General features: G+C 65.9%; 26 protein-coding genes. 15 read left to right on the plus strand and 11 right to left on the minus strand.

Annotated elements, in window-relative coordinates; translation table 11 throughout:
• Positions 1–5: 5 nt before the first annotated feature.
• The 5 genes from C3942_RS11405 to mads1 form a co-directional block, all read right to left on the minus strand.
• The gene (locus C3942_RS11405) at positions 6–1,796 is read right to left on the minus strand and encodes an AIPR family protein (RefSeq protein ID WP_016851984.1); all 1,791 of its coding nucleotides are present in this window, start codon (positions 1,794–1,796) and stop codon (positions 6–8) included.
• Positions 1,796–4,141 (minus strand): S8 family peptidase, encoded by a 2,346-nt coding sequence (locus tag C3942_RS11410; RefSeq protein ID WP_225319124.1) that lies wholly within the window; start codon positions 4,139–4,141, stop codon positions 1,796–1,798. The genes C3942_RS11405 and C3942_RS11410 overlap by 1 nt, the downstream gene beginning before the upstream one ends.
• A 17-nt stretch (positions 4,142–4,158) precedes the next feature.
• The gene (locus C3942_RS11415) at positions 4,159–5,145 is read right to left on the minus strand and encodes an AAA family ATPase (protein WP_003141003.1); all 987 of its coding nucleotides are present in this window, start codon (positions 5,143–5,145) and stop codon (positions 4,159–4,161) included.
• A gap of 80 nt (positions 5,146–5,225) precedes the next feature.
• Positions 5,226–8,105 (minus strand): SNF2-related protein, encoded by a 2,880-nt coding sequence (locus tag C3942_RS11420; RefSeq protein ID WP_025986382.1) that lies wholly within the window; start codon positions 8,103–8,105, stop codon positions 5,226–5,228.
• Positions 8,106–8,164: 59 nt separating this feature from the next.
• Entirely contained in the window at positions 8,165–8,365 is a 201-nt protein-coding gene (gene mads1 / locus C3942_RS11425) for a methylation-associated defense system helix-turn-helix domain-containing protein MAD1 (protein WP_104230477.1), read from the minus strand.
• A gap of 223 nt (positions 8,366–8,588) precedes the next feature.
• On the opposite strand from mads1, the gene C3942_RS11430 reads away from it, so the two are divergent.
• The 11 genes from C3942_RS11430 (at position 8,589) to radC (ending at position 17,777) form a co-directional block, all read left to right on the plus strand.
• Entirely contained in the window at positions 8,589–8,954 is a 366-nt protein-coding gene (locus tag C3942_RS11430) for an integrative conjugative element protein, RAQPRD family (protein ID WP_104230478.1), read from the plus strand.
• Positions 8,951–9,190 (plus strand): TIGR03758 family integrating conjugative element protein, encoded by a 240-nt coding sequence (locus C3942_RS11435; protein WP_003140997.1) that lies wholly within the window; start codon positions 8,951–8,953, stop codon positions 9,188–9,190. The genes C3942_RS11430 and C3942_RS11435 overlap by 4 nt, the downstream gene beginning before the upstream one ends.
• 22 nt (positions 9,191–9,212) lie before the next feature.
• On the plus strand, positions 9,213–9,581 hold the full coding sequence (locus C3942_RS11440; RefSeq protein WP_003294215.1) for a TIGR03745 family integrating conjugative element membrane protein: 369 nt from the start codon (positions 9,213–9,215) through the stop codon (positions 9,579–9,581).
• A 12-nt stretch (positions 9,582–9,593) separates the two neighbouring features.
• Positions 9,594–10,004 carry a TIGR03750 family conjugal transfer protein gene (locus C3942_RS11445; protein ID WP_104230479.1) on the plus strand — a complete coding sequence of 137 codons (411 nt, stop codon included), beginning with the start codon at positions 9,594–9,596 and terminating at the stop codon, positions 10,002–10,004.
• Entirely contained in the window at positions 10,001–10,693 is a 693-nt protein-coding gene (locus C3942_RS11450; protein ID WP_003294217.1) for a PFL_4703 family integrating conjugative element protein, read from the plus strand. Before C3942_RS11445 ends, C3942_RS11450 begins: the two co-directional genes overlap by 4 nt.
• The gene (locus C3942_RS11455; RefSeq protein ID WP_104230480.1) at positions 10,690–11,604 is read left to right on the plus strand and encodes a TIGR03749 family integrating conjugative element protein; all 915 of its coding nucleotides are present in this window, start codon (positions 10,690–10,692) and stop codon (positions 11,602–11,604) included. Before C3942_RS11450 ends, C3942_RS11455 begins: the two co-directional genes overlap by 4 nt.
• Positions 11,594–13,027 (plus strand): TIGR03752 family integrating conjugative element protein, encoded by a 1,434-nt coding sequence (locus C3942_RS11460; RefSeq protein WP_104230481.1) that lies wholly within the window; start codon positions 11,594–11,596, stop codon positions 13,025–13,027. The genes C3942_RS11455 and C3942_RS11460 overlap by 11 nt, the downstream gene beginning before the upstream one ends.
• A complete protein-coding gene (locus C3942_RS11465) occupies positions 13,008–13,442 on the plus strand; it encodes a TIGR03751 family conjugal transfer lipoprotein (protein WP_104230482.1) in 435 nt (144 codons plus the stop codon). The genes C3942_RS11460 and C3942_RS11465 overlap by 20 nt, the downstream gene beginning before the upstream one ends.
• Complete coding sequence (locus tag C3942_RS11470) at positions 13,442–16,330, plus strand: conjugative transfer ATPase (RefSeq protein WP_104230483.1); 2,889 nt, start codon at positions 13,442–13,444, stop codon at positions 16,328–16,330. Before C3942_RS11465 ends, C3942_RS11470 begins: the two co-directional genes overlap by 1 nt.
• 13 nt (positions 16,331–16,343) lie before the next feature.
• Positions 16,344–17,087, plus strand: coding sequence for a DsbA family protein (locus tag C3942_RS11475; protein ID WP_073652009.1), 744 nt, complete (start codon positions 16,344–16,346; stop codon positions 17,085–17,087).
• A 195-nt stretch (positions 17,088–17,282) separates the two neighbouring features.
• Positions 17,283–17,777, plus strand: a complete 495-nt coding sequence (gene radC, locus C3942_RS11480; protein ID WP_073652010.1) for a RadC family protein — start codon at positions 17,283–17,285, stop codon at positions 17,775–17,777.
• A 155-nt stretch (positions 17,778–17,932) separates the two neighbouring features.
• On the opposite strand, the gene C3942_RS11485 is transcribed toward radC, so the two are convergent.
• The 6 genes from C3942_RS11485 to C3942_RS11510 all read right to left on the minus strand — a co-directional run bounded on the left by C3942_RS11485 (position 17,933) and on the right by C3942_RS11510 (position 23,483).
• On the minus strand, positions 17,933–19,147 hold the full coding sequence (locus C3942_RS11485; RefSeq protein WP_073654934.1) for an MFS transporter: 1,215 nt from the start codon (positions 19,145–19,147) through the stop codon (positions 17,933–17,935).
• On the minus strand, positions 19,147–19,602 hold the full coding sequence (locus tag C3942_RS11490; protein WP_073652012.1) for a chromate resistance protein ChrB domain-containing protein: 456 nt from the start codon (positions 19,600–19,602) through the stop codon (positions 19,147–19,149). The genes C3942_RS11485 and C3942_RS11490 overlap by 1 nt, the downstream gene beginning before the upstream one ends.
• A gap of 98 nt (positions 19,603–19,700) precedes the next feature.
• Positions 19,701–20,555: a DUF1259 domain-containing protein gene (locus tag C3942_RS11495; RefSeq protein ID WP_073652013.1), complete on the minus strand. Its 855-nt coding sequence runs from the start codon at positions 20,553–20,555 to the stop codon at positions 19,701–19,703.
• Positions 20,556–20,656: 101 nt separating this feature from the next.
• Positions 20,657–21,250 (minus strand): superoxide dismutase, encoded by a 594-nt coding sequence (locus C3942_RS11500; RefSeq protein ID WP_073672133.1) that lies wholly within the window; start codon positions 21,248–21,250, stop codon positions 20,657–20,659.
• A gap of 59 nt (positions 21,251–21,309) precedes the next feature.
• Complete coding sequence (chrA, locus tag C3942_RS11505; RefSeq protein WP_073672139.1) at positions 21,310–22,485, minus strand: chromate resistance efflux protein ChrA; 1,176 nt, start codon at positions 22,483–22,485, stop codon at positions 21,310–21,312.
• 53 nt (positions 22,486–22,538) lie between these two features.
• Positions 22,539–23,483, minus strand: coding sequence for a chromate resistance protein ChrB domain-containing protein (locus C3942_RS11510; protein WP_073651930.1), 945 nt, complete (start codon positions 23,481–23,483; stop codon positions 22,539–22,541).
• A 328-nt stretch (positions 23,484–23,811) separates the two neighbouring features.
• On the opposite strand from C3942_RS11510, the gene C3942_RS11515 reads away from it, so the two are divergent.
• Genes C3942_RS11515 through C3942_RS11530 form a run of 4 tightly spaced genes read left to right on the plus strand, consistent with a single transcriptional unit; the run spans position 23,812 to position 26,963 of the window.
• Positions 23,812–24,255 carry a TIGR03757 family integrating conjugative element protein gene (locus tag C3942_RS11515; RefSeq protein ID WP_073651931.1) on the plus strand — a complete coding sequence of 148 codons (444 nt, stop codon included), beginning with the start codon at positions 23,812–23,814 and terminating at the stop codon, positions 24,253–24,255.
• Positions 24,252–25,196 carry a TIGR03756 family integrating conjugative element protein gene (locus C3942_RS11520; RefSeq protein ID WP_104230484.1) on the plus strand — a complete coding sequence of 315 codons (945 nt, stop codon included), beginning with the start codon at positions 24,252–24,254 and terminating at the stop codon, positions 25,194–25,196. The genes C3942_RS11515 and C3942_RS11520 overlap by 4 nt, the downstream gene beginning before the upstream one ends.
• 10 nt (positions 25,197–25,206) lie before the next feature.
• A complete protein-coding gene (locus tag C3942_RS11525; protein WP_003451236.1) occupies positions 25,207–26,613 on the plus strand; it encodes an integrating conjugative element protein in 1,407 nt (468 codons plus the stop codon).
• Positions 26,610–26,963, plus strand: a complete 354-nt coding sequence (locus C3942_RS11530; protein ID WP_003292115.1) for a hypothetical protein — start codon at positions 26,610–26,612, stop codon at positions 26,961–26,963. The genes C3942_RS11525 and C3942_RS11530 overlap by 4 nt, the downstream gene beginning before the upstream one ends.
• The last annotated feature ends 15 nt before the right edge of the window (positions 26,964–26,978 follow it).

Here is a 26,978-nt window from a genome sequence, read left to right on the forward strand (position 1 = left end):
CACTCTCATAGTTGTGGCGCGCGGCTCGACAAGTAGTCGATCAGGCGCTTGCGCGGATACGCGTCCGCTGCATTCTGAATATTGCGTAGTGGCGCTATGGCCGGATCGGCACCCAGCGCAAAGTGTGCCTCCATCAGGTCGGCCAGGAAGTTCACGACGTTGCCCTGGTTGCGGAAGTAAGCCAGTGGCCCCTCAAGAATGAGTCGTTGCTGGCCGAGGTCGAAAGCCTGCTGCCGGAGCTGATCGAGCGGCTGGCTGATCAGCGCGGGAATCGCTGCCGGGTCGATGACGGCCGCCGTGCCAATGCGGCTGCGCAGGCGCTTCATCATGACGGCTGTGATGACGTGTACGCCGTGACGGTAGATCAGACGTTCCTGGCTGCGCGCTGGAGCCTTCTGCTCGTAATCCACCACCAGGGCGCGGATGGCGCGGTGGCACAGGACCGCATTGATCAGCGTCACGCCTGGTAGCGCGGCAGTGAACAGCGCCTGGTACTCGGTGGAGTCGGGGTTGGCGAGCCGCACCGGTTCGCTCTTGAGCCATACGGCGTAGCGTGGGTCGTTCTGTTGCGAGGCCATTGCCCGCAGAGCCTCATCGAGCGTGATGGCCTTGGGGCCGGTCGCGAGGGCCTCGGGGCGATAGTGGTAATCGAAGCTGAGGTGGGCGATCTCCTGCCGTAGCCGCTCCTGGTTCTCGTCCAGCGAGGCGAAGTTCGCGGTCTGCACCGGGTTCTGGTGGTTGCGAGCCTTGGTCACGCTCTTCCCAAACTGGCCGTCCGCCGATGCCTTAATCAAAGTGAGCATCACCTTGGCGTCATCGATGCTCTTGCCCGGATGCTGGCGCACGAACTCGGCAGCCGACGCCACCGTCTGCGCGCCGTTGATGATGGACAAGCCGCGCACCTTGAACTTCTTGACGCCATTCTTGTTAGCCTTCGGCTCGATCAGGTCGCAGACGGCCGTGACGCCGTTGTTGAGATAGAAGAAGTCCAGCGGGGCGTCATGCAAGGTCGTCTTGATGGCCTTGTTAACATCAGACTTGCTGCTGCCGAGGAAGTAGCGGATGTTGCGTTCGTACAGGGCCTTGCCGTGCATCTGGTGTAGGGTCACCAAGTCCGCCAGCCGCGCGACACCGTAGTACGTGGCTCGCGGGCTTTCGACTTTCGCGTGCTTGTGCAACGCGATATCCGTGTGCACGGGTTGGTAGGCTTGTTCCGCCAGCAGATCGCAGACGATCTCGGTTGCCGTGTAATACTCCACCTGCTTGGCCAGCCGCTCTTCGTCGAGGTCTTCGTCATCGAGCAGCGCCTGCAAGGCGTCGCGAGCCGTTTGCGATACACCATCGCCCGTGTAGGGCACGACCAGCTTGATGTGGCTGCACACATCGAGTGCGCCCTCGATGTCGGTCTTCCGATTCTGGACATTCCCGTTGAACGCGGCGAAGTCCTGTTTGAGCAACAGGCGAATGCCCTCGCAGAACGGCAGCGCATCCTCCTGCTTGAACTGCTCGGACTCCTTCAACTTGGTTTGCAGCAGGTACAGAGTCTCCGACGGCGCGTGGTAGTGGATCGCGTCGATGCCCTTGTCGTTGAAATCATCCACGACCGAGGCGGCCGCCACCTGCGGCGTAATGTCGAGCAGTTTGTGGAGGACGAAGGCGCTGAAGGCCCGCGAAAGCTGTTTCGCCGCGTGATCGGCGGGATTGACGTTGCCGAGCAATGGCGGCAGGAACGGCACGAAGCGGGCGGCGAGCACCTGCTTCAAGATGGCCAAGCACTGAGGTTCGAGCGCCGGCATCAGGCCCTCCCGCCAATCCGAGCGCGCGCACGTGCCTGGGCACGCGCTTGCAGCGCTGCTTGCACCTGGGCGTAGAGCTGAGCGTTGGCCTGCTCCCGATCCGCCAGCACCACGGCGACGGCATAGGGCTCGTCCCCATCGCGCCCATCGGACCAAAGGCTGTCTTGCCGGGTCACCACGACGAACACCTTGTGACCGTTGGCCAGCGCCTGTTTGAAGCGCCATCGAGAGACCTGCAACGTGCCGTTCTTGCGGGTGTCGTTGGGTAGCCAGCGGCCGTTGGCGCGTTCGCCCATGCCTTCTTCCCGATTGCGCCGGTAGGCTTGGGTGATCTCATCCAGGCTGCCAGCCGTCACCAGGTGGAACCACAGTTTGGCTCTTCGGTAGTCCAGCCGCGTGGTGCGCACGGCAGGGCTGTAGGCGAGCGCGACGGTCACCTCACGCGTGCGGCGGCCACCGTCCCAGAAGCTGTCTGGTAGAGGTAATTCGAAGAAGTGGTGCTGGTCGTTTCCGACGCGCTCTTCGGCCAGCAGGGTGACGGTGTGATCAAGCGAGCGGAACAGCGCCGCATCGTCCACGCGCCCATACCCGACGAGGCGCAGGAGTTTGTCGCGGCCTTCAGCATTGTTGCCGGGGTTCAACAGCGCTTCGCAGGCTTGCGGCCAGCGGGCATGGGCGCCGATCAGTGCGCGCAGCAGGCTGGGCGAAGCGTCGGGCACTTCGGCCAGTAGCCGCGCGGCTTGGTGGGCGACTTGGGGGGCGGCGTAGCTAGTGCCGATGTCTTCCTTGAACGCCGGCCCCAAGGCAAAGCCGCCGTTGAGCGACACCACTCCCAGACCGGCATGGTCTGTGCCACCTCCAGTGCGCCGCAAGGCGATGTTGCCGGCATGCGCGACCACGTCGGGCTTGATGGCGCCGCTGGCAGAAGGGCCGCTGCGAGTCAATGGAAACGGCTGCTCCGCCCGTGCCAACACGTGGTCTTCAATCGTGTTGGGATGGCGCTGTGCATTGCGTGTGGCCTCATTCAGGCTCAAGCCGCCAACGGTCAGCGCGTTGAGCGATGTGGCGGGGTCCAGCAGGCGGGCGTGGCCTTCGAACAGGTAGTCCGGGTAACTCGCGCGTGTATCGGCTGGCAACTGGGATGACAACAAATTGCCCGCTGGTACTACGAACAGGACTCCCAGCTCACGCGTCAGCCGATCCAGCGTGTAGGCGAGCCCGCGCACATGACGGCCATCGTAGACCTTGTTCAGGTCGCCATAGCTTAGGTTGAAGACCCGGCAGCCGTATTGCGCATGCAGTTCGCGCACGGCTTCCTCGACCGCCTTTTCGACGAACTCAGTTTGGTCTTGTCCGTCGTCTTCGAACACTTTGCCGGAGAACAGGCGAAGCTGCGGGACGAACTGCCCTTGCTGAATAGCGCTATGGACATCGCCGTACAACGCAAGCCCGCCGACGAAGGTGCCGTGCCAGTGGGGATCGGTGTCATCCGCACTGCGATGCGGTGCGAGGTAGCCCTGCGCGTCGCCGACCGCTGCGCCGAGCAACGAATGTCCGCGCGTCAAGCCTGAATCCAGCACGGCAATGGACGGAGCATCGTCAGAAGGGGGATCGATCGGAGGAAATTGGTTGATGTCGGTATGAAGCAGTTGTACGGCCACACCCAAGCGGGGCGGCAGGTCGGCAGTGCGCACATCGCGATGGTGCAAGATCTGCTCGGCCTGCGCACCGTTGCAGCGCACACGGACCATGACGAGCGAGGGTTGCTGGATGTCGTCCAGCCGCTCAATGCCTTGTGCATGCAACCAGTCGAGAAAGGCACGCACCATTTGCTGGCGCTTGTCCTGTCGCTCCTGGGGCCATAGTTCGACATCGAGCATGAAGGTTGGCGCGGCTGGAAATCCTTGCTCAAGCAAGGCCGCGCCGGTACGGTCCTGGGGTGTCCAGTGGTCGAAGTCTTCGATGACGTAGAACAGTTCCTTGCGTGTAACAACGCCATCACGTGCAAGGGTGGCCAGGCGGCTCTCGAACTCGCTCAAGCCGTCATCAGTGGCGAATGCCAGCACGATGGATTCATCTTCCTGGCTGACAATCTCCACGCCAGGAATGGCATCGAAGGCGGGCACGCTCTTGTCGCCCGCGCGCAGCCGAATCTTGAGCAGCTTACGGTCGTCGAACCCGCCGACGTCCTCTGCCATCGCACGTTGCCGCGCTTGGTCGAGCCGCCCGGCTAACGCGGCACCATGCGCTCTCGGATCGGCAGGAGGGCGAATTCCCGGATGACGCCTCGGATGGCGCTCCGTTGAGGGCGCTTCTCGCTCCAAGCGCAAGTGTTCATAGGCCATGCCTCCCCCTCCATCCCTTAACTCTTATGACGATACTCACGGGCAAGCGCGGTATCGAGGTGGCTTTTCTCCAGGAACTCCCGGCCGGACAGGATCATTTCCTTGACGGAGCGCCGAAGAACCCGCTCGATGTCGGCGTGCGACATGCCCTTGAACACGGATGCCACCTGGCCATCGTCGGGCTCGAAATTGCGGCGGACACCGGAGAGTTTCAGAGCTAACAAGCGTTTGATCTGCTCCAGATTCGGCATCTCGAAGCGCACAACCTCATCGAAGCGTCGCCAAACCGCCTTGTCCAATAAGGTTTCGTAGTTGGTGGTGGCGATCAGGATGCTCTCGCCTCGATAACCGTCCATCATCTGCAAGACGGCATTTACGGAGCGTTTGAGCTCACCATGATCGGCGCTGTCGCCACGATCCTTGGTCAGGGCGTCGAATTCATCGAACAATGCGACCACGGGATGCGTTGCGACGTAATCGAACACTTTGCGCAAATTGGCGGCCGTCTCTCCCAGAAACGACGAGATGACCGAGTCCAGCCGAACGAGGATGAGCGGCATGGACAGGGAATGCGCGATGACTTCGGCGGCCAGCGTCTTGCCGCAGCCGGGAGGCCCGCAAAACAACAGCTTCTGCGCGGGTTGCAGGCCATAGGATCGAAGCACGTCCGTCCGGTTGTGCTCCATCAGGATTTCATCGAGTGCCGACTGCGAAGCATCCGAGAGAATGATGTCTTTCTCCTCTCGAATCACGGCACGCTCTTCTAGTAGCGCAAGGCCGTTGTCTTTATTTGTCGGCACGCTGGGCAAACTTTGCAGCTTCCGCGCACTCTTCCCGACCGTTGCCTGATCGCCGTAAAGTAAACGCTCAAGGTCATTTGCGAGCAGATGATGGTTCTTCTCGCGCTCCTCTTTGATCACTGCCTCGGACGCCGCGCGAAAGCCCGAAGCATCGCCTTGCGTTCCCGATTTGATGAGTTGCCGCAGTAATTTTCCGCTAGCCATATCTCGCTCTCCTCAATTCTTGGCACGCTTCAACCGCGGCCTGGTCATGCGCAGGTCTAACGGTGCTACTTGATTAGTCATTACACCAGCTCCCACTCGACAGTGAACAGCGTGCGCTCCTCGACCTGCTGTTGGAGTTGCACTTCAAGCTGGCTGATCAAGTCATTGCGCTGCGCTTCGACTTCGTCCTGCCGGGCAAACAACTCGCGGCGCAGCTTGCTGCGCTTACTCTCCAGTTCGCGCTGCTTCTTCTGCCATGACAACTTTTCTTCCAGCGTCGGCGAGGTCGCGGCGGTTCGGCGCACCTCCTTGATCTCGCGGTCGATCTCCTTGATCTCCTGCTCCAGACCGAGCTTCAGGTCGTCCGCCCAGGCATCCAGCTTCTGGACTTCCTGCTCGAAGTAGCCGAGGTTGCGCTCGTTGACGTCGCGCAGGAGTGCGGTCTTGCGGGCTTCCACGTCGGCCAGCAGGGTGGCATCAGGGGCGTTGAACAGACTGGCCGCCTGCGTGGTCGCGGGCAGGCGCAGCAGTTTTTCCGGGTCTTCTTCCGCGAGCACGACGCCGTCGGTCGTGCCCGCCGCAACCAGCAGATGTTGCTCCTGGTTGCCGAGTGTCTCGACCGAGATTAGCTTCACGGTGAGCCATCCGGCCTTGCCGCGCCAGGCTTCAAGCGTGCTGATCTTTGCACCGTGGGCGTTGTAGTCGAACACAAGACGAGCCCCGTTGAGTGCGCGAGCCTTGGCCTGCTCGATGCCCCATCGCGCCAGCGGATGATTGATGCGGTATAGATGCGCGTCGCCGGAGCGGCGGGGCAATTCGTAGCGCCCCAGCTCGATGCCCGCGAGGCCGCCGTGCTCGACTCCAGTCGGTATGTGGCGGAGATCGAAGCCGTCGTCATCGAACGCGGCGCAATGGACCAGTTCGGCGCGGGTCAAGTCCATCAGCATGCGCTCGAAGCGGTTGCGCGCGTTGCGGCTGTCGTCGGCCCGCATGCGCAGCTTCTCCTGCACCTCCTCATCGAAGTTCTCAAGCAGTACCTGGCGCGTCTTGACCATCGCCTCGTTGATTTCGCCGGAGAGGTCGAGCTGGAGTTGCTCGAAGCTGGACTTGATTTCCTCGGGCTCTCGGCAGTTCTGGTAGATCTCGGCGATACGCCGCTCGAAATCGACACCGGAGCCGATGGCACCCAGCACTTCGTCGCTAGCCCCAAACACGCCCTCGAAGAGCTGGAACTTCTGCGACAGCAGCTCGTACACCCGTGCATCGGCCTCATTGCTGCGGTCGACGAAGTTGACCACCACCACGTCGTGCTTCTGACCGTAGCGGTGGCAGCGCCCGATGCGCTGCTCGATGCGCTGCGGGTTCCACGGCAGGTCGTAGTTGATGACGAGCGAGCAGAACTGGAGGTTGATGCCTTCGGCTCCGGCCTCGGTGGCAATCATGACCTTGCCACGCTCCTTGAAGTGCTCGACCAGTGCCGCACGGGTGTCGGCAGTCTTGGAGCCGGTGATGCGGTCGGTGCCTTCGTGGCGCTTCAGCCAGTCCTTGTAAATCGCCTGCGCACGCTGGTCGCTATTGGTGCCGTTGAAGAGCACGATGCCGTCGCCGTATGGCGTGTCGGCCAGCAAGTTGAGGAGGTATTCCTGCGTGCGCTTGGACTCGGTGAAGATGATGGCCTTCCTGGGCGCGCCTAGCCGATCCAGTTCGGCGAAGGCTCGATCCAGCGCGGTGAACAGTGCCTTGCCCTTCGCGTTGTCCCGGATGTTGGTTGCCAGCGTTTTGAAGTGGCGAAGCTCCTCGATCTCCTCCGCGATGGCATCGCGTTCCAAGCGGCTCGGTGCTGCGACGTCTGAGCCTTGGTCGTTCCACTCATCGGCGGTTTCGTCGAGCGACTCGTAGTCCTCATCGAGTTCCTCGGCCAGATCGGGAACCTCGGTGGTTTTGTCGAGCACACCCTGGAGGCGCTTGGCCATTGTCTCCAGCGCACCCGCAATCGCGTGCGTGCTGGAGGCAAGCAGCTTCCACAGCACGAGTGAAATCAGTTGGCGCTGCCCGTCGGGCAGGGCCTTGAGGTTGGGGCGGCGCAGATAATCGGCGACGAGCCTGGAAAGTTCCTGCTCTTCACTCGATGGCGTGAACTCCTCGACGATGGCCCTGCGTGCTGTGTACGAAACGTAGGGCTGAACCTGTTTGCGCAGGGTGCGCTTGCAGATGGGCGCCAGCCGGTCACGCAGGCTGCTGAAGGATTGCTCTCTGCCGGTGAACTGCGAGCGGAAGCTATCAAGGTCTCCGAACACGCGGTCATCGATGAAGCTGACCAGCCCATAGAGTTCGAGCAGCGAGTTCTGCAACGGCGTCGCGGTCAGGAGCGCCTTGGAGTGAACGCGCGACAACGCCTCCTTGAGGGTCTTGGCGATGACGTTGCTGGTTTTGTAGACGTTGCGCAGGCGATGCGCTTCGTCGAGGACGACCAAGTCCCAGTCGATGCCCTTGACATCGTCAGCCTTGGCCTTCGCGAACTGGTAGGAACAGATGATCGGACCGGAGGCGAACAGGAACGGGTTCCGCTGCTCCTGTTTGCGGATCGCGTTGTAGCTTTTGGCTTCGAGGATCAGCCCTTGCAGGCCGAACTTGTCCTGCAGCTCTTGGTGCCATTGCTTGCGCAGGTTCGCTGGAACGATGATGAGCACCTTCCGCCGCCGTTCCGCCCAGCGTTGGGAGATGACCAAGCCGGCTTCGATGGTCTTGCCTAGACCAACCTCGTCGGCGAGGATCACGCCGCGTGAGAGGGGGTTGCGGCAAGCGAAGAGCGCGGCCTCGACCTGATGGGGATTCAGATCGACCTGCGAATCGACCAAAGTCGAAGCCAGCGACTCCACGGAGTCGCCTGCTGCACGCCTGGTCAGCAGCCAAGCAAAGTACTGGCTCTGGTGCGGCGTCAGAAGCTGCTGTGTCGTCAACGGCGATCCTCCCCTTAGTTCTTCCCCGAGCGTGATTCGGCGGCTGGCATGGTCCGCGCTCACTCGGCCTCCGGCTTCTTCTTGTTGATGCTTTCGGCGATCCACCGATCCAGCTCCGAGCGGCGAAAGCGCCAGGTTCCCCCAAGCTTGAACGCCGGAATCTCTCCTTTCTGGGCAAGGCGATAGACCGTCCGTTTGCCGGCTTTGAGGTAGGCCGCGACTTCCTCCAGTGTGAGGATCTCGCTTTCGACTTCATTCATCTGAAAACCATCTGGTTTGGTCTTTCGTGACTTTGGATTGCCAGGTTTGCCCAATTCTACCAAAGGGTGGTAGGCGCTAGCCAGCAAGAAATCCACTAGGCATTGCGCGAATGTCGGCCAGCGCGACCAACAAATCCGGTCATGCCGTAGTTCCCATTCCCTGAGGCGCAAAGCGAGAGCGCGCCACAGCATCTGGCAATCCGCTTTAACGGGGAATGGCACGATGGGACAGACCAACCACCGCACATCAGCATGGCCTGCGCTTGCCATGGTGTTGGCTGTGTCGTTCTCGGCGCTGCAGCCTGCCGTCGCCGCCGACGGCGTCGCCATGGAGCGTGAGCAGCTCGCCGTGCTCGCCCGCCAGCTCGACCTGATCGACCGCCTCGCCGAGCACGCCGCCGGTACCGCTCCGCAGGAACGCGCCCGCTACCACTTCGACTACGCCCGATTGCGTGCCGACCTGAAGCGCGTTCGCGCCGGCCTGCAGGACTACCTCGTGCCCCAGCGCGCCCAGCCGCGCGATCCCGTCCCGCTGGCCGGCGATTACGTCCGCCGCGACCGCGCCGACGACGAGGAGCCGTCGCCATGACGCCCTCTGCCGATCAGGTCGCCGCCTTCCAGGCCAACGGCGGCTTTGCGCCTTCGGCCGTCTCTGCCGTGGTGCTCGCTTTCGTGTTCGCCGTGTTGCTGCTGTGGGGCGTGTGGGCCATGCGCACCGCCTACGTCGGCTGGGCCGAGCACCGCATCACTGAACGTCAGTTCCTCGCCGTCGTCGTGCGCTTCGTGGCGATGTACCTGGTGCTGACCTTCTTTCTCCTCTCCTGACCGTCACGAAGGGCCATACGCCATGAACACTCCAACGACATCCCATCGCATTCCGTCCCGCATCGCCGCTCCGCTGCTGCCGCTGGCGCTCGCGGGCCTGCCGCTGTCGGCCTTCGCGCAGGGCCTGCCGACCATGGAAGACCCATCGCGCGGCCAGGGCAGCGGCATCCTGCAGACCTTGCAGAACTACGGCTACGACATCGTGCTGCTGATCGCGCTGCTCGTGGTCGCCTCAATGTTCGTCGGCGTCTGCTATCACGCCTACACGCGCTACTCGGAGATCCACACCGGCCGCGCCACCTGGGGACAGTTCGGCCTGACGGTCGCCGTGGGCGCGATCCTCCTGGTGGTCGGCATCTGGCTGCTCACCAAGGCCACCGGCGTGCTGTGAGGGCGGCAAGCGATGGCCGTCCCTTCGGAGACCCCGCAAGACACGCTGGTGACCTTCCTGCCGCATCGGCTGAACCGCCAGCCGGTGGTCGTGCGCGGGCTGACCGCCGACGAGTTGTGGATCTGCGCCGGCCTGTCGGCCGCCGCCGGGTTCGCGCTCGGCCTGCCGCTGGCCTGGCTCACGCACAGCATCGCCGTGGTGCCCACGCTGATCGTCGCCGGTATCGCGCTGGGCGTCTTCGTCGGTGGCGGCTTCCTGCGCGCGCAGAAGCGCGGCCGGCCCGACACCTGGCTCTACCGGCAGCTCCTGTGGCGGCTGGCATTGCGGCACCCGGCGCTGGCAGCGCTCCTGGGCGGCCAGCGCCTCATCACCCGCTCGGGCTACTGGACTACCCGGCGCAATGCCGATCGAGGTACGCCATGAGCCGTTTCAAGAACGAGGTTGCGCACCTGCAGGCGCACGTGAAGACGTTGCGTCTGGGGGCCGGCGCGTTGTTCGTGGTGGCGCTGCTGCTCGGCTTCGGTTGGTGGAGTGCGCCGAAGAGTCTGACCATCCATGTGCCGCCGGACTTGCGCTCGGGCAGCACGCGCAAGTGGTGGGACGTGCCGCCCGAGAGCGTGTATGCCTTCTCCTTCTACATCTGGCAGCAGGTACAGCGCTGGCCCACGAACGGCGAAGAAGACTACCCGCGCAACCTGCGCGCGCTGTCGGCCTACCTGACGCCGAGCTGCCGGGCCTTCCTGCAGCAGGACTACGAGTACCGGCGTGCCAGTGGCGAGCTGCGTCAGCGCGTGCGCGGCATCTACGAGATTCCCGGCCGCGGCTACGGCGATGATCCGGCCACGCGCGTCAAGGTGGTTTCCGACCGCGATTGGATCGTCACGCTCGACGTGAGCGCGGACGAATACTACGGCTCCGAGCAGGTCAAGCGCGCCCTGGTGCGCTACCCCATCAAGGTCGTCCGGCTGGACATCGACCCCGAGCACAACCCCTTCGGCCTGGCGCTGGACTGCTACGCCAGCGCACCCCAGCGCATCGAACCGTCGCCGACGCCGACCCAGGCCGGCGTGCCCGCCAATGCCTCCGGCCATCTGCAGGGAGACTCCCCATGAAGCCCGTTAACTGGTCGGCCCTGGCCGGCGTCCTGCTGATCCTCGGTTTCGTGCCGGCCAGCCAGGCCGTGGAAATCCTGCGTTGGGAGCGCCTGCCCCTGCCGGTGCCGCTGGTGGTCGGCCAGGAGCGCGTGGTCTTCATCGACCGCAATGTGCGCGTCGGCGTGCCGGCCAGCGTCGGCGACCACCTGCGCGTGCAGAGTGCGGGCGGCGCGATCTACCTGCGGGCGAGCGAGCCGATTCCGCCCACGCGGCTGCAACTGCAGGACGTGGAATCCGGCGCGCTGATCCTGCTCGACATCGCCGCCGAGCCGGCGAAGGACGGCCAGGCGCCGCTGGAGCCGGTGCGCATCGTGGAAGCGGAAGCCCCCGCGAAGCGCTACGGCGGCGGTGCAGCAAGCGGCGCGGACGAGCAGGCCGATGCGCCCGCGGACAAACCCCTTCTCCGGCGCGAAACGCCGGTACCGGTCGTGCTGACGCGCCATGCCGCGCAGAGCCTGTACGCGCCGCTGCGCACCGTCGAGCCGGTCGCCGGCATCGGGCGCGTGAACCTGCGCCGCGGCCTCGCGCTGGACACCTTACTGCCGACGTTGCCGGTGCACGCGCGGGCACTGGCCGCGTGGCGCCTGGAAGACCAGTGGGTGACGGCCGTGCGACTCACCAATACCTCGGCGCGCTGGCTCGACCTCGACCCGCGCGCCCTGCAGGGGAACTTCGTGGCGGCGACCTTCCAGCATCCGAACCTGGGGCCGGCCGGCACCGCGTCCGACACCACGGTGCTCTACCTGGTCACGCGCGGCCACGGCCTGGCCGAGTCGCTGCTGCCGGCGCTGAGCCCGATCGACGCCAGCGTGAACCTGCCGCCGGCCGCCGCGGCCGGCTCGACCGGAGGAGCGCGCGATGAAAAGTAATCCGTTGCTCAAGTGGCTGCTGATCCCGATGGCGCTGCTGCTGGTGTTCGTCGGCATCAAGCTGTTCTCCGGCGCGCCCGGCGGCCAGCCCGCTCCCAAGGGCGCGGCCAGTACGCTCACGCCCGAGGAGATGAAAGCCCTGGGCATCGCTGGCGACACGCCGCGCGATACCGTCGCCACGCTGGTGGCCCAGGTGAAGCAGTTGCGCACCGAGCTGCAGAGCGCGCTGGGCGACAACAAGCAGCACAAGGCCGAGAACGAGCGCCTGCGCGCGCGGGAAAGCGCGATCGACCAACGCATCCAGAGCGCGCTGGAAGGCGAGCGCAGCCGCCTGGAGCAGGAGCGCAATCAGGTGGCCAGCGACAGGCAGCAGACCCAGGGGCTGCTGCAGGATCTGCAGCGGCAACTGGACGGCCTTTCCGGCAAGGGTGGCCCGTCCGATCTGCCCGTCGGGCTGGGGCTCGAAGAGGGTGACGGCCAGCGCTTCAACCGCGGCGTCGCTAGCACGCAGTGGGTCGAGCCCGACGATGCCAAGGTCGACGCCAAGAACAGCAGCAAGGAGCCGAGCTTTCCCCTGAGCTTCGGGCCGGCCCAGAAAAGCCTGTCGGCCGCAGTGGAATCCGTCGCCGACGTCGGCAGCCGCGCGGTGGGCGCATCCACGAAGGCTGTCTACACCGTGCCGTCGAACTCGACGCTCATGGGGTCGATTGCCATGACGGCGCTGATCGGGCGCGTGCCGATCGATGGAACCGTCAACGATCCCTATCCGTTCAAGGTGCTGATCGGCCCGGACAACCTCACGGCCAACGGCATCGACATCCCCGACGTGGCCGGCGCCGTGGTCAGCGGCACGGCCTCGGGCGACTGGACGCTCTCGTGCGTGCGCGGGCAAATCCGCTCGGTCACGTTCGTGTTCCAGGACGGCACCATCCGCACGGTGCCGGAGGACAGCAGCAAGGGCGGCAGCAGCGGCGGCAACTCGGGTCACAACGGCGCCAGCATCCAGGGCGGCCTGGGCTGGATCAGCGACCCTTACGGCATTCCCTGCGTCAGCGGCGAGCGGCGCAGCAACGCCCAGCAGTACCTGGGCAGCCAGGCGCTCATCACCGCAGCCGGCGCCGGCGCGGCCTCGCTCATCAAGTCCGACAACGGCAGCGTGGCCGTGGTCGCCAACAACAACGGCTCGCTGGGCACCGTCGGCATCAGCGGCAACGAAGCGATGGGCCGCATCCTCGCGGGCGGCGTGCGCGACATGGCCGACTGGGTCAACAAGCTCTACGGCCAGGCCTTCGCGGCGGTCTACGTGCAGCCCGGCGCCAAGGTGGCCGTGCATCTGGAGCAGCCGCTCGACATCGACTACGACGCCAAGGGGCGTCGGGTCCACCACCGCACCGGAGAAGCCCATGCCTCAGATCTGGATTGACGCGGCCGCCGTGCTGCTGGCGGCCGCCCTGCTCGGCGGCTGCGCCACCAGCAAGGAGAAGCTGCTGCCGCACGGCGACAGCACCATGCTCGACATCTGGCATCAGGAGACCGGCGGCAGCGCGGGCGGCGGCCAGGCCGCGCGGCAACTGCTCGATGCGCGCCAGGGCCTGCGCCGGCCGCTGGCCGATGCCGATGTGCAGGCGGCGCCCGGCGTGCAGGCACGCTACACCCGCACCGCGCAGAACGAGATTTACCGCCAGTTCCACCGCCTGCCGAACCCCGACCTGGTGATGTACGTGTTCCCGCACCTGGCGGGCACCGACCCGGTGCCGGTGCCCGGCTACAGCACGGTGTTCCCGCTCTACCAGCGCGTGCAGTACGCGATGCCGGGCGAGCGCGTGGAGGACTACTGATGGCCTGGTCGCTGCCGTGGTCACGCAAGCCCGGCGCATCGCCTGCTGCCGCCGTGGATGCGGCCGATGATGCCTGGGCACGGCACGTGACGGCCCTGGCGGCACAGGGTGTCGCCGAGCCGGGCAGCGCGCTCCGCCGGGGCCGGCGCAGGCCGGCCACTCAGGCCGACCACGATGCGCTCTATGGCGTCGCGCCGTCGTTCGCTGACTTGCTGCCCTGGGTCGAGTACCTGCCCGACACCAAGTGCATGTTGCTGGAAGACGGCCAGTCGGTGGCGGCCTTCTTCGAGCTGGCGCCGGTCGGCACCGAGGGCCGCGAGATGGCCTGGCTATGGCAGGCGCGCGATGCGCTGGAGAACGCCCTGCAGGACTCCTTCGACGAGTTGGACGACAACCCCTGGGTGGTGCAGCTCTACGCCCAGGACGAGGCCGACTGGGACAACTACCTGCGCTCCCTGGCGAACTATCTGCAGCCGCGTGCGCAGGGCAGCGCGTTCAGCGACTTCTACCTGCGCTTCTTCGCCCATCACCTGCGGGCCATCGCCAAGCCGGGTGGCCTGTTCGAGGACACCACGGTGACGCGCCTGCCGTGGCGCGGCCAAGTCCGGCGCGTGCGCATGGTGGTCTACCGCCGCACGTCCGCGGCGCCGACCCCACGGCGCGGCCAGGCGCCCGAGCAGGCGCTGACCACGATCTGCGACCGCCTCGTCGGCGGGCTGGCCAATGCCGGTGTGAGAGCCCGACGTCTCGGCGCGGCGGACATCCACGCCTGGCTGCTGCGCTGGTTCAACCCGAATCCGACCCTGCTCGGCGCCACTGCCGAAGATCGGGAACGCTTCTACGCGCTGACCCGCTACCCGGAAGAACGGGAGGAAGGTGAGATCGAACTCGCCAGCGGCACCGACTTCGCACAACGGCTGTTCTTCGGCCAACCCCGCTCGGACGTGCCCAACGGCCTGTGGTTCTTCGACGGCATGCCGCACCGGGTGATCGTGATGGATCGCCTGCGCACGCCACCCGTGACGGGCCATCTGACGGGCGAGACGCGCAAAGGCGGCGATGCCATGAACGCGCTGTTCGACCAGATGCCCGAGGACACGGTGATGTGCCTGACGCTGGTCGCCACACCCCAGGACGTACTGGAGGCGCACCTCAACCACCTCGCCAGAAAGGCCGTCGGCGAGACCCTGGCTTCGGAGCAGACCCGGCAGGACGTGCAGCAGGCGCGCGGCCTGATCGGCAGCGCGCACAAGCTCTACCGCGGCGCGCTGGCGTTCTACCTGCGCGGCCGCGACCTGGCCCAGCTCGATGCGCGCGGCCTGCAGCTCGTCAACGTGATGCTCAACGCCGGCCTGCAACCGGTACGCGAAGAGGACGAGGTGGCGCCGCTGAACAGCTATCTGCGCTGGCTGCCGTGCGTATTCGATCCGGCGGCCGACAAGCGCCAGTGGTACACCCAGCTCATGTTCGCGCAACACGCGGCGAACCTGGCGCCGGTCTGGGGCCGCAGCCAGGGCACGGGGCATCCGGGCATCACGTTCTTCAACCGCGGCGGCGGTCCGATCACCTTCGATCCGTTGAACCGCCTCGACCGGCAGATGAACGCGCATCTGTTCCTGTTCGGCCCCACGGGTTCGGGCAAGAGCGCGACGCTCAACAATATCCTGAATCAGGTGACGGCGATCTATCGGCCGCGCCTGTTCATCGTCGAGGCGGGCAACAGCTTCGGCCTGTTCGGCGACTTCGCGGCACGGTTGGGCCTCACCGTGCATCGCGTGAAGCTCGCGCCTGGCGCGGGCGTCAGTCTGGCTCCGTTCGCCGACGCCTGGCGCCTGGTCGATACGCCGAGCCAGGTACAGACGCTGGACGCCGACGCGCTCGACGAGGACCAGACCGATGCCGGCATGGCCGTGGAAGGCGACGAGCAGCGCGACGTGCTCGGCGAGCTGGAGATCACTGCACGACTGATGATCACCGGCGGCGAGGACAAGGAAGAAGCGCGCATGACGCGCGCCGACCGCAGCCTGATCCGCCAGTGCATTCTCGATGCGGCCCAGCATTGCGTGACGGACAGACGCACGGTGCTCACGCGCGATGTGCGCGACGCGCTGCGCGAGCGCGCCCGCGACGCCACGCTGCCCGAGATGCGGCGCGCACGGCTGCTGGAGATGGCCGACGCCATGGACATGTTCTGCCAGGGCGTGGACGGCGAGATGTTCGACCGGTCCGGCACGCCGTGGCCCGAGGCGGACATCACCATCGTGGACCTGGCCACCTTCGCGCGCGAGGGCTACAACGCCCAACTCTCGATCGCCTACATCTCGCTCATCAACACCGTCAACAACATCGCCGAGCGCGACCAGTTCCTGGGCCGCCCGATCATCAACGTGACGGACGAAGGCCACATCATCACCAAGAACCCGCTGCTCGCGCCCTACGTGGTCAAGATCACCAAGATGTGGCGCAAGCTCGGCGCCTGGTTCTGGCTCGCCACGCAGAACCTGGACGACCTGCCGAAAGCGGCCGAGCCCATGCTCAACATGATCGAGTGGTGGATCTGCCTGTCGATGCCGCCCGATGAAGTCGAGAAGATCGCGCGCTTCCGCGAACTCAACGCTTCGCAGAAGGCGCTGATGCTCTCGGCACGCAAGGAGGCCGGCAAGTTCAGCGAGGGCGTCATCCTGTCCAAGTCGATGGAAGTGCTGTTCCGCGCCGTGCCGCCCAGCCTCTACCTGGCGATGGCGATGACCGAGCCCGAGGAGAAGGCCGAACGCTTCCAGTTGATGCAGCAGCACGGCATCAGCGAGCTGGATGCCGCCTTCCGCGTGGCCGAGAAGATCGACCGTGCGCGGGGCATCGAACCCCTGGCGCTGGACACGCTGGCCTGACGGGAGCGACACGATGCGCCTGCCTTCATTCGCCCGCCGTCATCCCTGGATCGGTCTGCTGATCGTGGCGACGATTGCGGTGGCCTCGTGGATGCTGCTGCGCGCGCCGCATCCGGCAACCGAGCCCATGTCTTTGGCCGCCGCCGGGTCCGAAGCGTCGAAACCGGCCGGCCCGCCCTGGCTGTATGGCCGTGCCGATGCGCGCTTCACGGTGGTCGGGTACGCCGACCTGGAGTGTCCGTACTGCCGGGCCTACTTCCCCGCGCTCAAGCGCTGGATCGACGCCCATCCCGAGGTGAACTGGCAGTGGCACCACCTGCCGCTGTCCATGCACGAGCCGGCCGCGACTGCCGAGGCACGCCTGGCCGAGTGCGCGGGCGAGACGGGCGGACATGCCACGTTCTGGCAGGCCGTGGCGTGGCTCTACTCGAACACCCGCGGCGACGGCCACGGCCTGCCGGAGGGCCTGCGCTATCCCGACCTCACACCAACCATGCAGGGTTGTCTCGACAGCGAGCGCCCCGATGCGGTCATCCGTGCCCAGGCGGTGGAAGCAGCACAGCAGGGCATCGCGGCCACGCCGGCCCTGCAACTGCGCGACCGCGAGTCCGGCAAGACCCTCCTGCTGCACGGTCCCGTCGAAGGCGATGCCTTGCTGTCGGCCATCGACCTGCTCGCCGCCGGCAACACGACCGTGGCCGAACCCGCCCATCCCCCAGACATGCCCGCCGGCGTTGCCGGTGACATGCCCAGGTAGCCATCGATCTTCAAGGCTGCGGCGCGGCTCGTCCGCGTTGATCGAAACCCGTTCGCATCGCATCCCTTGACGCGAACAGCCACCGCATCCGCGGTGGCGGATGCCCGCTCGTCACCTGTTCCATCCCCAACGTCCCCAGGAGGGTTTGCCCTCCAGGGGCAGGCGCCCTCCGATCTCATCCATTGGAGGTTCGCCATGTCTCTTGTCATCGCCGACTCCCGCCCGGAGTCGCTCACCCTGATCGCCGCCCAGCACGAAGACTGGATCATCCGGCAGGCCATCACCCTGCTGGAGAACCGCGTATTCAAGGCCGGTCCGGCGCTGGGCAGTCCCGCCGCCGTGCGCGACTACCTGCGCCTGAAACTGGTCGCGGAGCCGAACGAAATCTTCGCCGTCGTGTTTCTCGACAACCAGCACCAGGTGCTCGCCTACGAACCGCTGTTCCAGGGCACGGTCGACCAGACTTCGGTGTATCCGAGGGTGGTGGTCCAGCGTGCGCTGGCGCTCAACGCTTCGGCGCTGATCCTGGCGCATCAGCATCCCTCGGGGAACACCGAGCCCTCGGCCGCTGATCGTGCGATCACCGAGCGGCTGAAGAGCGCCCTGGCCACCGTCGATGTCCGGGTGCTGGATCACTTCATCGTCGGCAAGGGCAGCCCGTACTCGTTCGCGGAAGCCGGCTTGTTGTAGTCCGCACCGCAGGCGTCCCTTCCGGGGGGCGCCTGTGCCTCTTGCCCCTCTCCACAAGAACTGCCATGGAAAGTTCCGGTTGCCACGTTCGCGATGCGCTCTGTCTGATGGTCACGATTTTCGGAAGCGCGCCATGTGCTTGCGCGCGAGCGCTCTCAAGAGGAGGGTTCCTCGTACTTCCGAAACGCGCGCCAAAGTGCAACGTCATACGCGATCTTGAGCAGGCCGCAGGCCACTAGCGGCAGCGCCAGCCAGCCAGCGGCGAATAGGGCGCCGCCGATGGCGGGGCTCGCTGCGGCGGCGAGGCTCCTGGGAACGGCGGTGAAGCTCGCCGCCGCGGCGCGCTCGGCCGGCGTCACCACCGCCATGACGAAGGCCGATCGCGTCGGCACGTCCATCTGCGACAGGGCGCTGCGCAGGAACAGCAGCGCGAGCGCCACCGGCAGGCTGTCGGCGAAGGCGGCGAGGACCAGACAGACGCTCGACGGGATGTGGGTGAACACCATCGTGTTGATCAGGCCAATATGGCGCGCTACCCAGGGGGCGGCGAGCTGGGAGCCGGCCGACAGCAGCCCGGCCCAGAAAAAGAACTGGCCGGCAGCGGCGAGCGAGAGGTCGAAACGCTCGAACAGCCAGAGCGCGAGCAAGGTATTGACGATCAACCCGCCAGCGAAGGCATCGACCGAGAACAGCGCCGCCAGTTTGATCACGATGCCGCGCGAAGGCCCCAGCGGTTCGGGCGACGCTGCCTGCTCGTGCATACGGTGGTCCGGCAAGGCGCGATACAGGACGAAGATCAAGACGCCGGTCAGCCCGTAGGCGACGAACATCAGGCGCAACGCGTCGAGCTGGGCCAGGCCGGCATCCGTCAGCACTTGCGGGATGGCCGTCGCCAGCGAACCGGTCGCGGCACACAAGGCGCCGACGAAGGTGTAGCGCGCGAACAGGAAAGTGCGCGCCTCGCCGTGCGCCGATTCGGCCAGCCGCGCATGCTCCAGCGGCAGGAATACGCTGACGTCGCCGGAGCTGGGGTTCATCGTACCGACGAAGGCGACGATCAGCAGCGGCCAGAAGGCGCCGATGCCGCCCAGGCCGGCCAGCAGAAGACCGGTGGCGGCCATCAGCCAGGCGGCGGCGAGGAGTAGCCGGCGCTGCGGGAAGCGATGTCCCCACTGCCCGACCGCCACGGTCGCCAGCGCCGATCCGAGCAGGGTGGCGGTGCTGATCAAGCCGACTTCCCACTTGCCGAGCCCGAGCGTGAGCAGGTAAACCGGTAGCAGAATGGCGACAAAGCCGTCGGTGAAGGCTCGCAGTGCCCGGCCGATCAGCAGCAGACGTGCATCGGGCGCGGCTCCGGCGGGCAGCAGCATCACTTCAAGCCAAGCAGGCGGGCAACCTTCTTCAGTGGCGTGTCGGCGCACCAGGCGTAGAGCGCGTCGTACATCACCATGCCGTGCCGGAGCATCTCGTGGTCGTCGGCGAAGTTGAGCGACAGCCCTTTCGAGATGGCGAGCAGGCCGGCCGCTTCCTTCGCCAGTTGCGGCTGGGCGCAGTCGGCGGCGCGTACGATCAGCGCCAGCGTGTTCAAGGCCGGGTCGTCGAGTTTGTACTGCGCGATGAAGGCATCGAAGCTGCAGCGGTCGCCATGGTGGCCGAGCTCGACATTCGGCACGTCATAGGGAATCGCGCCGGTGTCGGCGGCGACCTTCAGGACCTCGCCCGAAGGCACGTAGAGGAACTCCGGGTTCTCGTCGATGAAGCGGGCGATCAACCAGGGGCAGGCGATGCGGTCGATTTTCGGGCGTTCACGGGTGATCCATTGCATGATGATCTCCTGTTGCCGTTTCGGAACATGTCGCGGTTCTTCGACCTTGAGGTCATAAAGGGGGGCGTCTCAGAAAACGGAAAAGGCACTACGAGGCGTCATTTCACGGCTTTCTGCGCGTCCAAAGTCCTTTTCAACGACTGCGCCAGCGCCGCTGCTTTGCCTTTGCCCCAGAAGTGCAGAAAGACGTAGCGCGGCTCCTCGTGCGTCATGTGGTTGTGGATCGCCACGATGTTGATGCCTTCTCGCCGCAGCACCTTGAGCACCGTCTGGAGTTCGTCCTCACGCATCGCGAAGTCGCCGTCCACCACGGCCTGCTCGTCGGTCCCTGCAAACGCAGCCCAGGTGTTGACGCCCATGGCATTGCCGACGGGCGTGCCATGCATCTTCGCCTCGCGCCCGAAGCTCACCTTGACCATGCCGTCCTTCACCTGCGCCTTGGCGCCGAGGACTTCCTCGATGCGCGCCGCGGTGAGGCTGCTGGGTGTGGCAATGGTGCCGCCAAAGGCATCTGCGGGTTTGGGTTGGCTGGCGCGCACCTGCGCGACCCGGTCATACACAGCCTTGACCCCAGTGGCGAGATGACGCGCATCGCCCATCCCGCCGATGTGCATGAAGTAGACCTTGGGTCGGTCGAAGAAGAAGTGGTTATGCAGCGCCGTCACTTCCAGGCCGGCCTCAAGAGCGGCGCTCATGGCCGGATTGACCTCGTCCTCGAACAGCACCGTGTCGCCCATCATCATCGTGCTGCCAGCCATCGGAGTGAACGCGGCCCACGAAGTCAGGCCCATGAAGGGGGGCATCGTCCAGCGATCCACGCTGATCGTCACGTCATCGCGCGGCTTGCTGATCTTGAAGACGTTCTCGGCCTTGTTGTAGTCGCCCTTGAGTCCCGTCACGGACTCGATCGCTGCGGTATCTACCGTCGGTCCGGCCGCAACGGCCATTTGCATGCAGACCGCTGTCGCTGCGGCGAAAAGGACTCGGGTTTTACGGGACATGCTGCCTCCTTGATTGGATCTCACGGTTTCGGGTTTGATGGCGCGGTCCATGTTCAGGCGCCAAGCCGGGTGAAAGCCGCCTCGGCGACGGTCCAGGACAGGTTCTGCATGAAGGCGTCCACATAGGCTGCGGACTTGGCGCCGAAGTCCATGTGGTAGCTGTGCTCGTACATGTCGAGGGCGACGAGCGGCGTGGCCCCGGCCAGGTTGTGGGCGTGGTCGGCGGCCCAGGTGTTCACGAGACGCTCGCGGCGCGGGCTCCATACCAGCAGGGTCCAGCCGGAGCCGCCGCCCTGGGCCTTGCCCATGGCCGTGAATTCGGTGCGCCAGGCATCCGCGGAGCCGAAGTCCCGCTCGATGGCCGCCTTCAGCGCGCCGTCGGGGTCGCCCCCCGTGCCGCCGAGGGAATCGAAGTACACCTCGTGCAGGATCATGGAACCGCTGGCGATCATCTCCTCGCGCTTGAGGCCGTTGATCTCGAACACCGGCGCCGCTCCCCAGTTCAATTGCGCCAGCTGTTGCTCGATGGCGTTGAGACGCTTGACCGCGCCGCCGTAGTTGTTCTCCCAGTGGCTGACGATGAGCTTCTCGGACAGGCCGGTGAGCTTGGCTGGATCGCACGAAAGGGGCTTCAGTTCGTAAGGCATCTTGGCTTCCTCAGCAAGGTGGATCGGAAACGGCGCGACGAAGGCTGACTCGATCAGGTTCAGCCTTGGTTCGGAAACACCAGCCAGCCCGCCAATCCCGCCGCGAGGATCACGACGACGACGTTGAGCTTGTTCTTCCAGGCATAAAGGAACGCCAAGCCTGCGGCGAAGATCGACATGCCCATCGCCAGCGATGGGACACGTTCAGCCGTGACCTGCGCCAAGTCGAGGGTAGTTGCGCCGATCAGGCCGACTACGCCGGCCGCGACGCCGTCCAGGAACGCGTGCAGCCGTTTGTTCTCCACGACAGCCTCCAGCCGGTCGTAGAAAATCAACGAGAACGCAAAGGCCGGAAGAAAGACACCCACCGTCATGGCCACCGCCCCGATCGGCCCCCCTGCCACATAGCCGACGAACGTGGCGAAGATGATGAGGGGTGCCGGCAGCACACCGGACAGCGCTAGGCCGTCCAGGAACTGCCCATCCGTCATCCATCCGCGCCCGACGGCGTCATTGCGAACGAACGGGATCGCCGTGTAGGCACCACCGAAGGTGAGCAAGCCGGCCTTCAGGCCCGAGGCGAAGATGAGCAGCACCGAGGCTTGGCCCTGAACGACCGTTTCCACCAGCTTCGCCGCCGGCGCATCCCACCAAGCCACGGCGGCAGCCAGCGCCACCGCGCCCAGTGTCACCAAGAGCGCCAAGGCCCGATGCTTCAGCACGAGCAGCGCGTACACCAGGCCGCTCGCCGGCAGGGTGATCCAGAAGTCGACACGAGCCATGGCGGCCAGCGCGCAAACGATGGCAATGGCCCACAACCAGCGATCGAGCAGGATGTGCTCGCCGATACGGTGCACGGCGCGCACAATCAGGGCGATCACGGCCGCCTGGATGCCAAGGAACGCCGCGCCCAGCGAGGTGCCAACGAATTCGATCTGGAAGTACAGCCAGGACAGCGCGAACATCAGCAAGAACCCGGGAAGCATGAACCCGAGTCCCGCCAGTACGCCCCCCAGCCGCCCCTTCGCCCGGATGCCCAAATGAACGCATATTTCGTGCGCTTCGGGTCCGGGCAGCACCTGCATCACCGCAAGCAGCTTGTTGAAGCGTCTGCTGGAGATCCAGCGTTCCTCGTCCACGAGCTCGCGGCGCAACATGCCGATCTGAGCCACAGGCCCGCCCCATGCGAGCAAGCCGAACTTGAGGAAGCGCGCGAAGAGCTGCAGGTAGCTCATCGCTGGAGGGACCGCTTCAGTCGTGGCAGCGGTCTGAGGACTGGTCGGGGCGTTCACGTTGTTTTTTCCTCGTAACTCTTCAATAGCCAGTCAAAGACTTCGCATGCGCGGGCAAGCAGCGCGTCGTCGTCGGGTTCGGATGCCCGCAGGCCGGCGAGCAGCGATTCGATGCCCAGCGCTTCCGCGACCGGGAGTCCCCCAACATCCAGGCAATGCACGAGTTCGCCCAGACGTACCAGTGCAGGGGCGGAATCAAGTCCGAAACTTGCCAGCAGCGTCTCGAAGGTGACCTTGGTGCCTACGTGGCTGAAGGCCGCGCCGTCGAAATCGAAGCCGAGCCAGCCATTGCGGCAGTCGGCGGGACTCGCCAGCCAGACGATGCGAGCGCTTGGGTCGATGAACCGCCGGATCAGCCAGGCCGAAGCGAGTCGGTCCACCCATGGTCGCGCCCGCGTGGCCCAGGTCCGGCCCTGATAGTCGGCGCGGTCCAGCCGCGGAACATCCGCTTGCCGGGCGGTCGGCTCGTCGGGAGACATGCGGCGGGTGATCGCGTCGCGCAGGTCGTCCAGTAGGCTCAGGGTCTGCCGCTGCGCCTCACCGGGAAAGAAATCGATGCGCACCACCTGCTCGAAGCGGCGCACGAGCGGCTGGAGCTTGCGCGCGGCGGCAGCGCCATCCAGGGATGCCAAGCTCCGCCCGAGTTCCTTGATCTCCTCGGCGATGCCGGCGTACTCCTCGCCCCGGTCGAACAGGGCGCGCAGCGCGCCCTCCTGGGCTTCCTCACACCCCGAGAGTCGATAGACCTCGCCGCTGCCCCCGACTTCCACCGCCTGCGCCGCCACTTCGTCCAGCGCCGCCGCACTGTCGGCCGAGTCAGGCAGCAGGTAGACCCCATCGCGCAGCGTCGCGCAGCCCAGCGCCTTGACGGAGCGCCAGACGCGCATGCGGCCGGTCGATGCCTTGGTGGGCAGGCTGACGAATAGGGCAATAAAGCTCAAGCACGGGCTCCTTGGTCAGCAAGCAGTGATGAATGTAATAGATTCTACATCGCGTTATAATTAAAACTCAATTGAAGCTGAAGCGTCAATTCAAGGCATCGAATGCAAACGCTCCCAGCCGTCGATGCCGATTCGCTTGCATCGCGTTTCTTGGGTTCGCGGGCACCTCAGAGCCACGCACCTGACCTCCGCCTCCGACAGGGGGCAAACACAACGCCCACAGCGGCGTAGCGCATGAAACCGGCAGGGGCCGAATGCGGTTTCCTTGTCGCGTCAGATCGGCACTTGAAGTCGACTGTGACCTTGATCGACTCCAAGGACGCCCGATATGCCGCCCCCCTTCTTCAAGGCTTCGCCCCGGCTGCCGACCATCCGCATTGCCCCCGGACTGTGGGTAGTGCTGTTCATGTTCACCCAGGCTGCGGCCGCCGATGTGCTCGTCGTCACCGACAGCCGTCATCCGGTGCAGGCCCCGGCCGGCGTGCGGGTCATCGAGCTGGACCAGGCCACGCGCATCGAGGTCGAACTCGCCGCGCACCTGCCGGCCGACCCGCAACAGGCTGCAGCCCTGGTGCGGCAGCGGTTGCATGACGGCGGCGAGGCCCTTCAACGCCGCATCGGCCACGCCTACCAAGGTGTCGCGGATGCCTGGGGACTGGGCATCGCCAAGATTCCCGCCGTGGTGGTCGATCGACGCTACGTGGTCTACGGCGAGCCCGACGTGTCCCGCGCCGTCGCGCGCATCAACGCCTACCGGAGCACGCATCCATGAGCCTCCTGCTGGCGTCCCGGCGTCTGCGCGCCACCGCCGCCTCGCTGCTGCTGGGCGCGGCCACATCGACGTTCGCCCTGGACACCGCCACCATCGTCTCGTCTGCGCTGTCCCCCGACTGCCTGGAGTACCGCGTCGCAGGTATTTGCTACTGGCTGTACTGCACGCCCTTCGGCTGCTCGGTTCGCACCTCCGTCAAGGTGCGCCACTACGTCCCCGATGCGGTGGTGTCGAGCTACTCGAACACCGGCGAAAACCCGTGGCTGGAAGTCAGGGCGATGAGCATGCCCAACCCGACCGCGAAGGCTGGCGGTGACGGCACGACCAATCACGACAACGAGAACAACCTCGCCAAGTTCAAGAACGCCGATGTCATCGGCCATCCGGCCGGGACGGTGTTCAGCCAGTTCGCCAGCGCCTCCGGCTACACCTGCGAAGGCGCTGGCACGGCCTTCATGCCGTATCTGCTGAGCACGCTCGACACGATGGCCTGGCGCTACAACATCCCGGAAGCGTTCTACCCCGAAGCGCTCATCCCCGGCCGGCGCGAAATCGGTACGCGCACCGGCCTGAACCTCTGGGGCAACGTGTATCCCCGCGGTGGCTTCCTGCACCAGACCGACGACCACAAGAGCGGCGCCGTGGTCGCGCAGCGCGCGGGCGACATCGTGACGCGCCGCAACCAGATTCACGTGTACCAGCCTCTGCTGGCCAACGCCCGCGACGGCTACTGGCCGGCCGGCGCGCTGATGGAGACCGGCGCCTCGACGGGCAAGTGGCAGGAGCTGACGCCCACGCTCTCGAACAGTTGCGTGGTCTTCCCGCACAGCCGCACCCGCGTGCAGGCCCAGCAGGGCGACTACGCCTGGGCCTTGTGGCGGCCGTACTCCTGCTGCCGGCGCCGTGGCCAGGTCTTCCTCGGCAGCGTCGATTTCATGTGAGGAACCCACGATGAACGCCTCCCTCCCTGACTTTCTGCGCCGCGCGAAATCGCCCTTGCGGGCCACGCTGCTCGTGGCGGCCATCACGCTGGTCGTCGGCGTCGCCTGGGCGCAGACCCGCATCGACCCCAATGGCGTGAACGTCAGCGGCAGCGTGATCGGCGACGACGTGCTCTACAGCATCGGCGGCGGCCGGGCCGTGTCGATGGGTGGTGCCGGCAACATGCAGAGCATCGGCGTCGGCGTCGGCTGGAACAGCAACCTGATCTGCGGCGACATGAGCATCACCACGACGCTGCAGAACCAGCTCAACGGCATCACCAACGGCTTCCAGACGATCATGAGCAACGTGATCCAGAACGCCACTGCCGCGGTGGCGTCACTCCCGGCGCTCATCATCCAGCGCGCCGACCCGGGCCTGTACAACCTGCTCACCAACGGCATCCTCCAGGCGCGCCTGGACTTCGACCGCTCGAAGATGACCTGCCGTGCCATCGCCAATCGCATGGCGGACATGGCCGGCGGCCAGGCCGGCTGGGACCAGCTCGCCGAAGGGATGGCGCTGCGGGATGCGGTCAGCAGCACCGATGCCGTCTCCGCTATCGAGCAGGCCGAGTCCAACAAAGGGAACAACGGCGTGCCCTGGGTCGGCGGCGGCAACGCGGGCGGCTCTGGTCAGAGTTCGATCAAGGTGGTCGGCGACGTGACGCGCGCGGGCTACAACCTGCTCAACGGGCGCAGCGCCACCGATACCTCGTCGATCGCGCGCAGCGCCTGCGGCAACCGCCTGACCTGCCAGACCTGGTCGTCGCCTGGCGCGGCCGCGGCCTTTGCGAACCGCGTGCTGGGCGAACGCGAGCAACGCACCTGCGAAAACTGCACGAAGACCCAGACCACGCCTGGCGTCGGGCTCACGCCAGTGATCCAGGAAGAGTACGAGACCAAGCTGCAGGTGTTGCAGGAACTGGTGACGGGCGCCCGGCCGACGACACTGGCCAATCTCGACGCGGCCGGCAGCAGCTCGCTGCCGATCACCCGCGGCGTGATCGAGGCCCTGCGTGACGAGCCCGACCAGGACGTGCTGGGCCGGCGCCTCGCGTCCGAGGCTGCGCTGTCCAGCGTGCTGGAGAAGGCCCTGCTGCTGCAACGCACGTTGCTGACCGGCAAGAAGGAGCCGAACGTCGCCGCCAACGAGCTCGCCGTGCAGGCGGTGGACCAGGAGAACAGCGCGCTGGAGCAGGAGATCAACAACCTCAAGACCGAGCTGGAGCTGCGCCGCACGCTGGCCGGCAACTCGGCGATGGCGATCATCCAGCGCCACAGTACCCGCGCTGCCGGCTCGCGCGGCGTCTTCGAGGGCGACACCACGCGCGACCGTCTGCGGGAAGTCCAGAAGCCGCGGAGCGGTACGCCATGAGCCGGCTCGCCTGGCTGCGGCTGCCATGGCTGTTCAACCGCCGCGTCGGCGTGGCGCTGCTGTGGACCTTGCTGGTGGTCGCCGCCGCGGTGGCGGTGAACATCGCCGGCATCCACGTGGTCGGCGGCGTCGAGGGCTGGCAGCACTGGCTGCAGGCGCACGCCGGCCACTTCTTCGTGTGGCGTCTGTGCCTCTACGGAGCGACGGCTTACGGCTGGTGGTGGATGCGTCGGCGCCTGTTGCGGCGGGAGCCGTCCCGCGAGACGCATCAGCGCCTGCTGCGCACGGAGATCGCGGCCGTCATCGCCGTGGTCGCGCTGGAAGCCAGCCAGCTGCTGCGGCACGGCTGAGACCGGGAGGCAGGC

This window comes from Solimonas fluminis (assembly GCF_002930645.1).
GTDB classification, from domain to species: domain Bacteria; phylum Pseudomonadota; class Gammaproteobacteria; order Nevskiales; family Nevskiaceae; genus Solimonas_A; species Solimonas_A fluminis.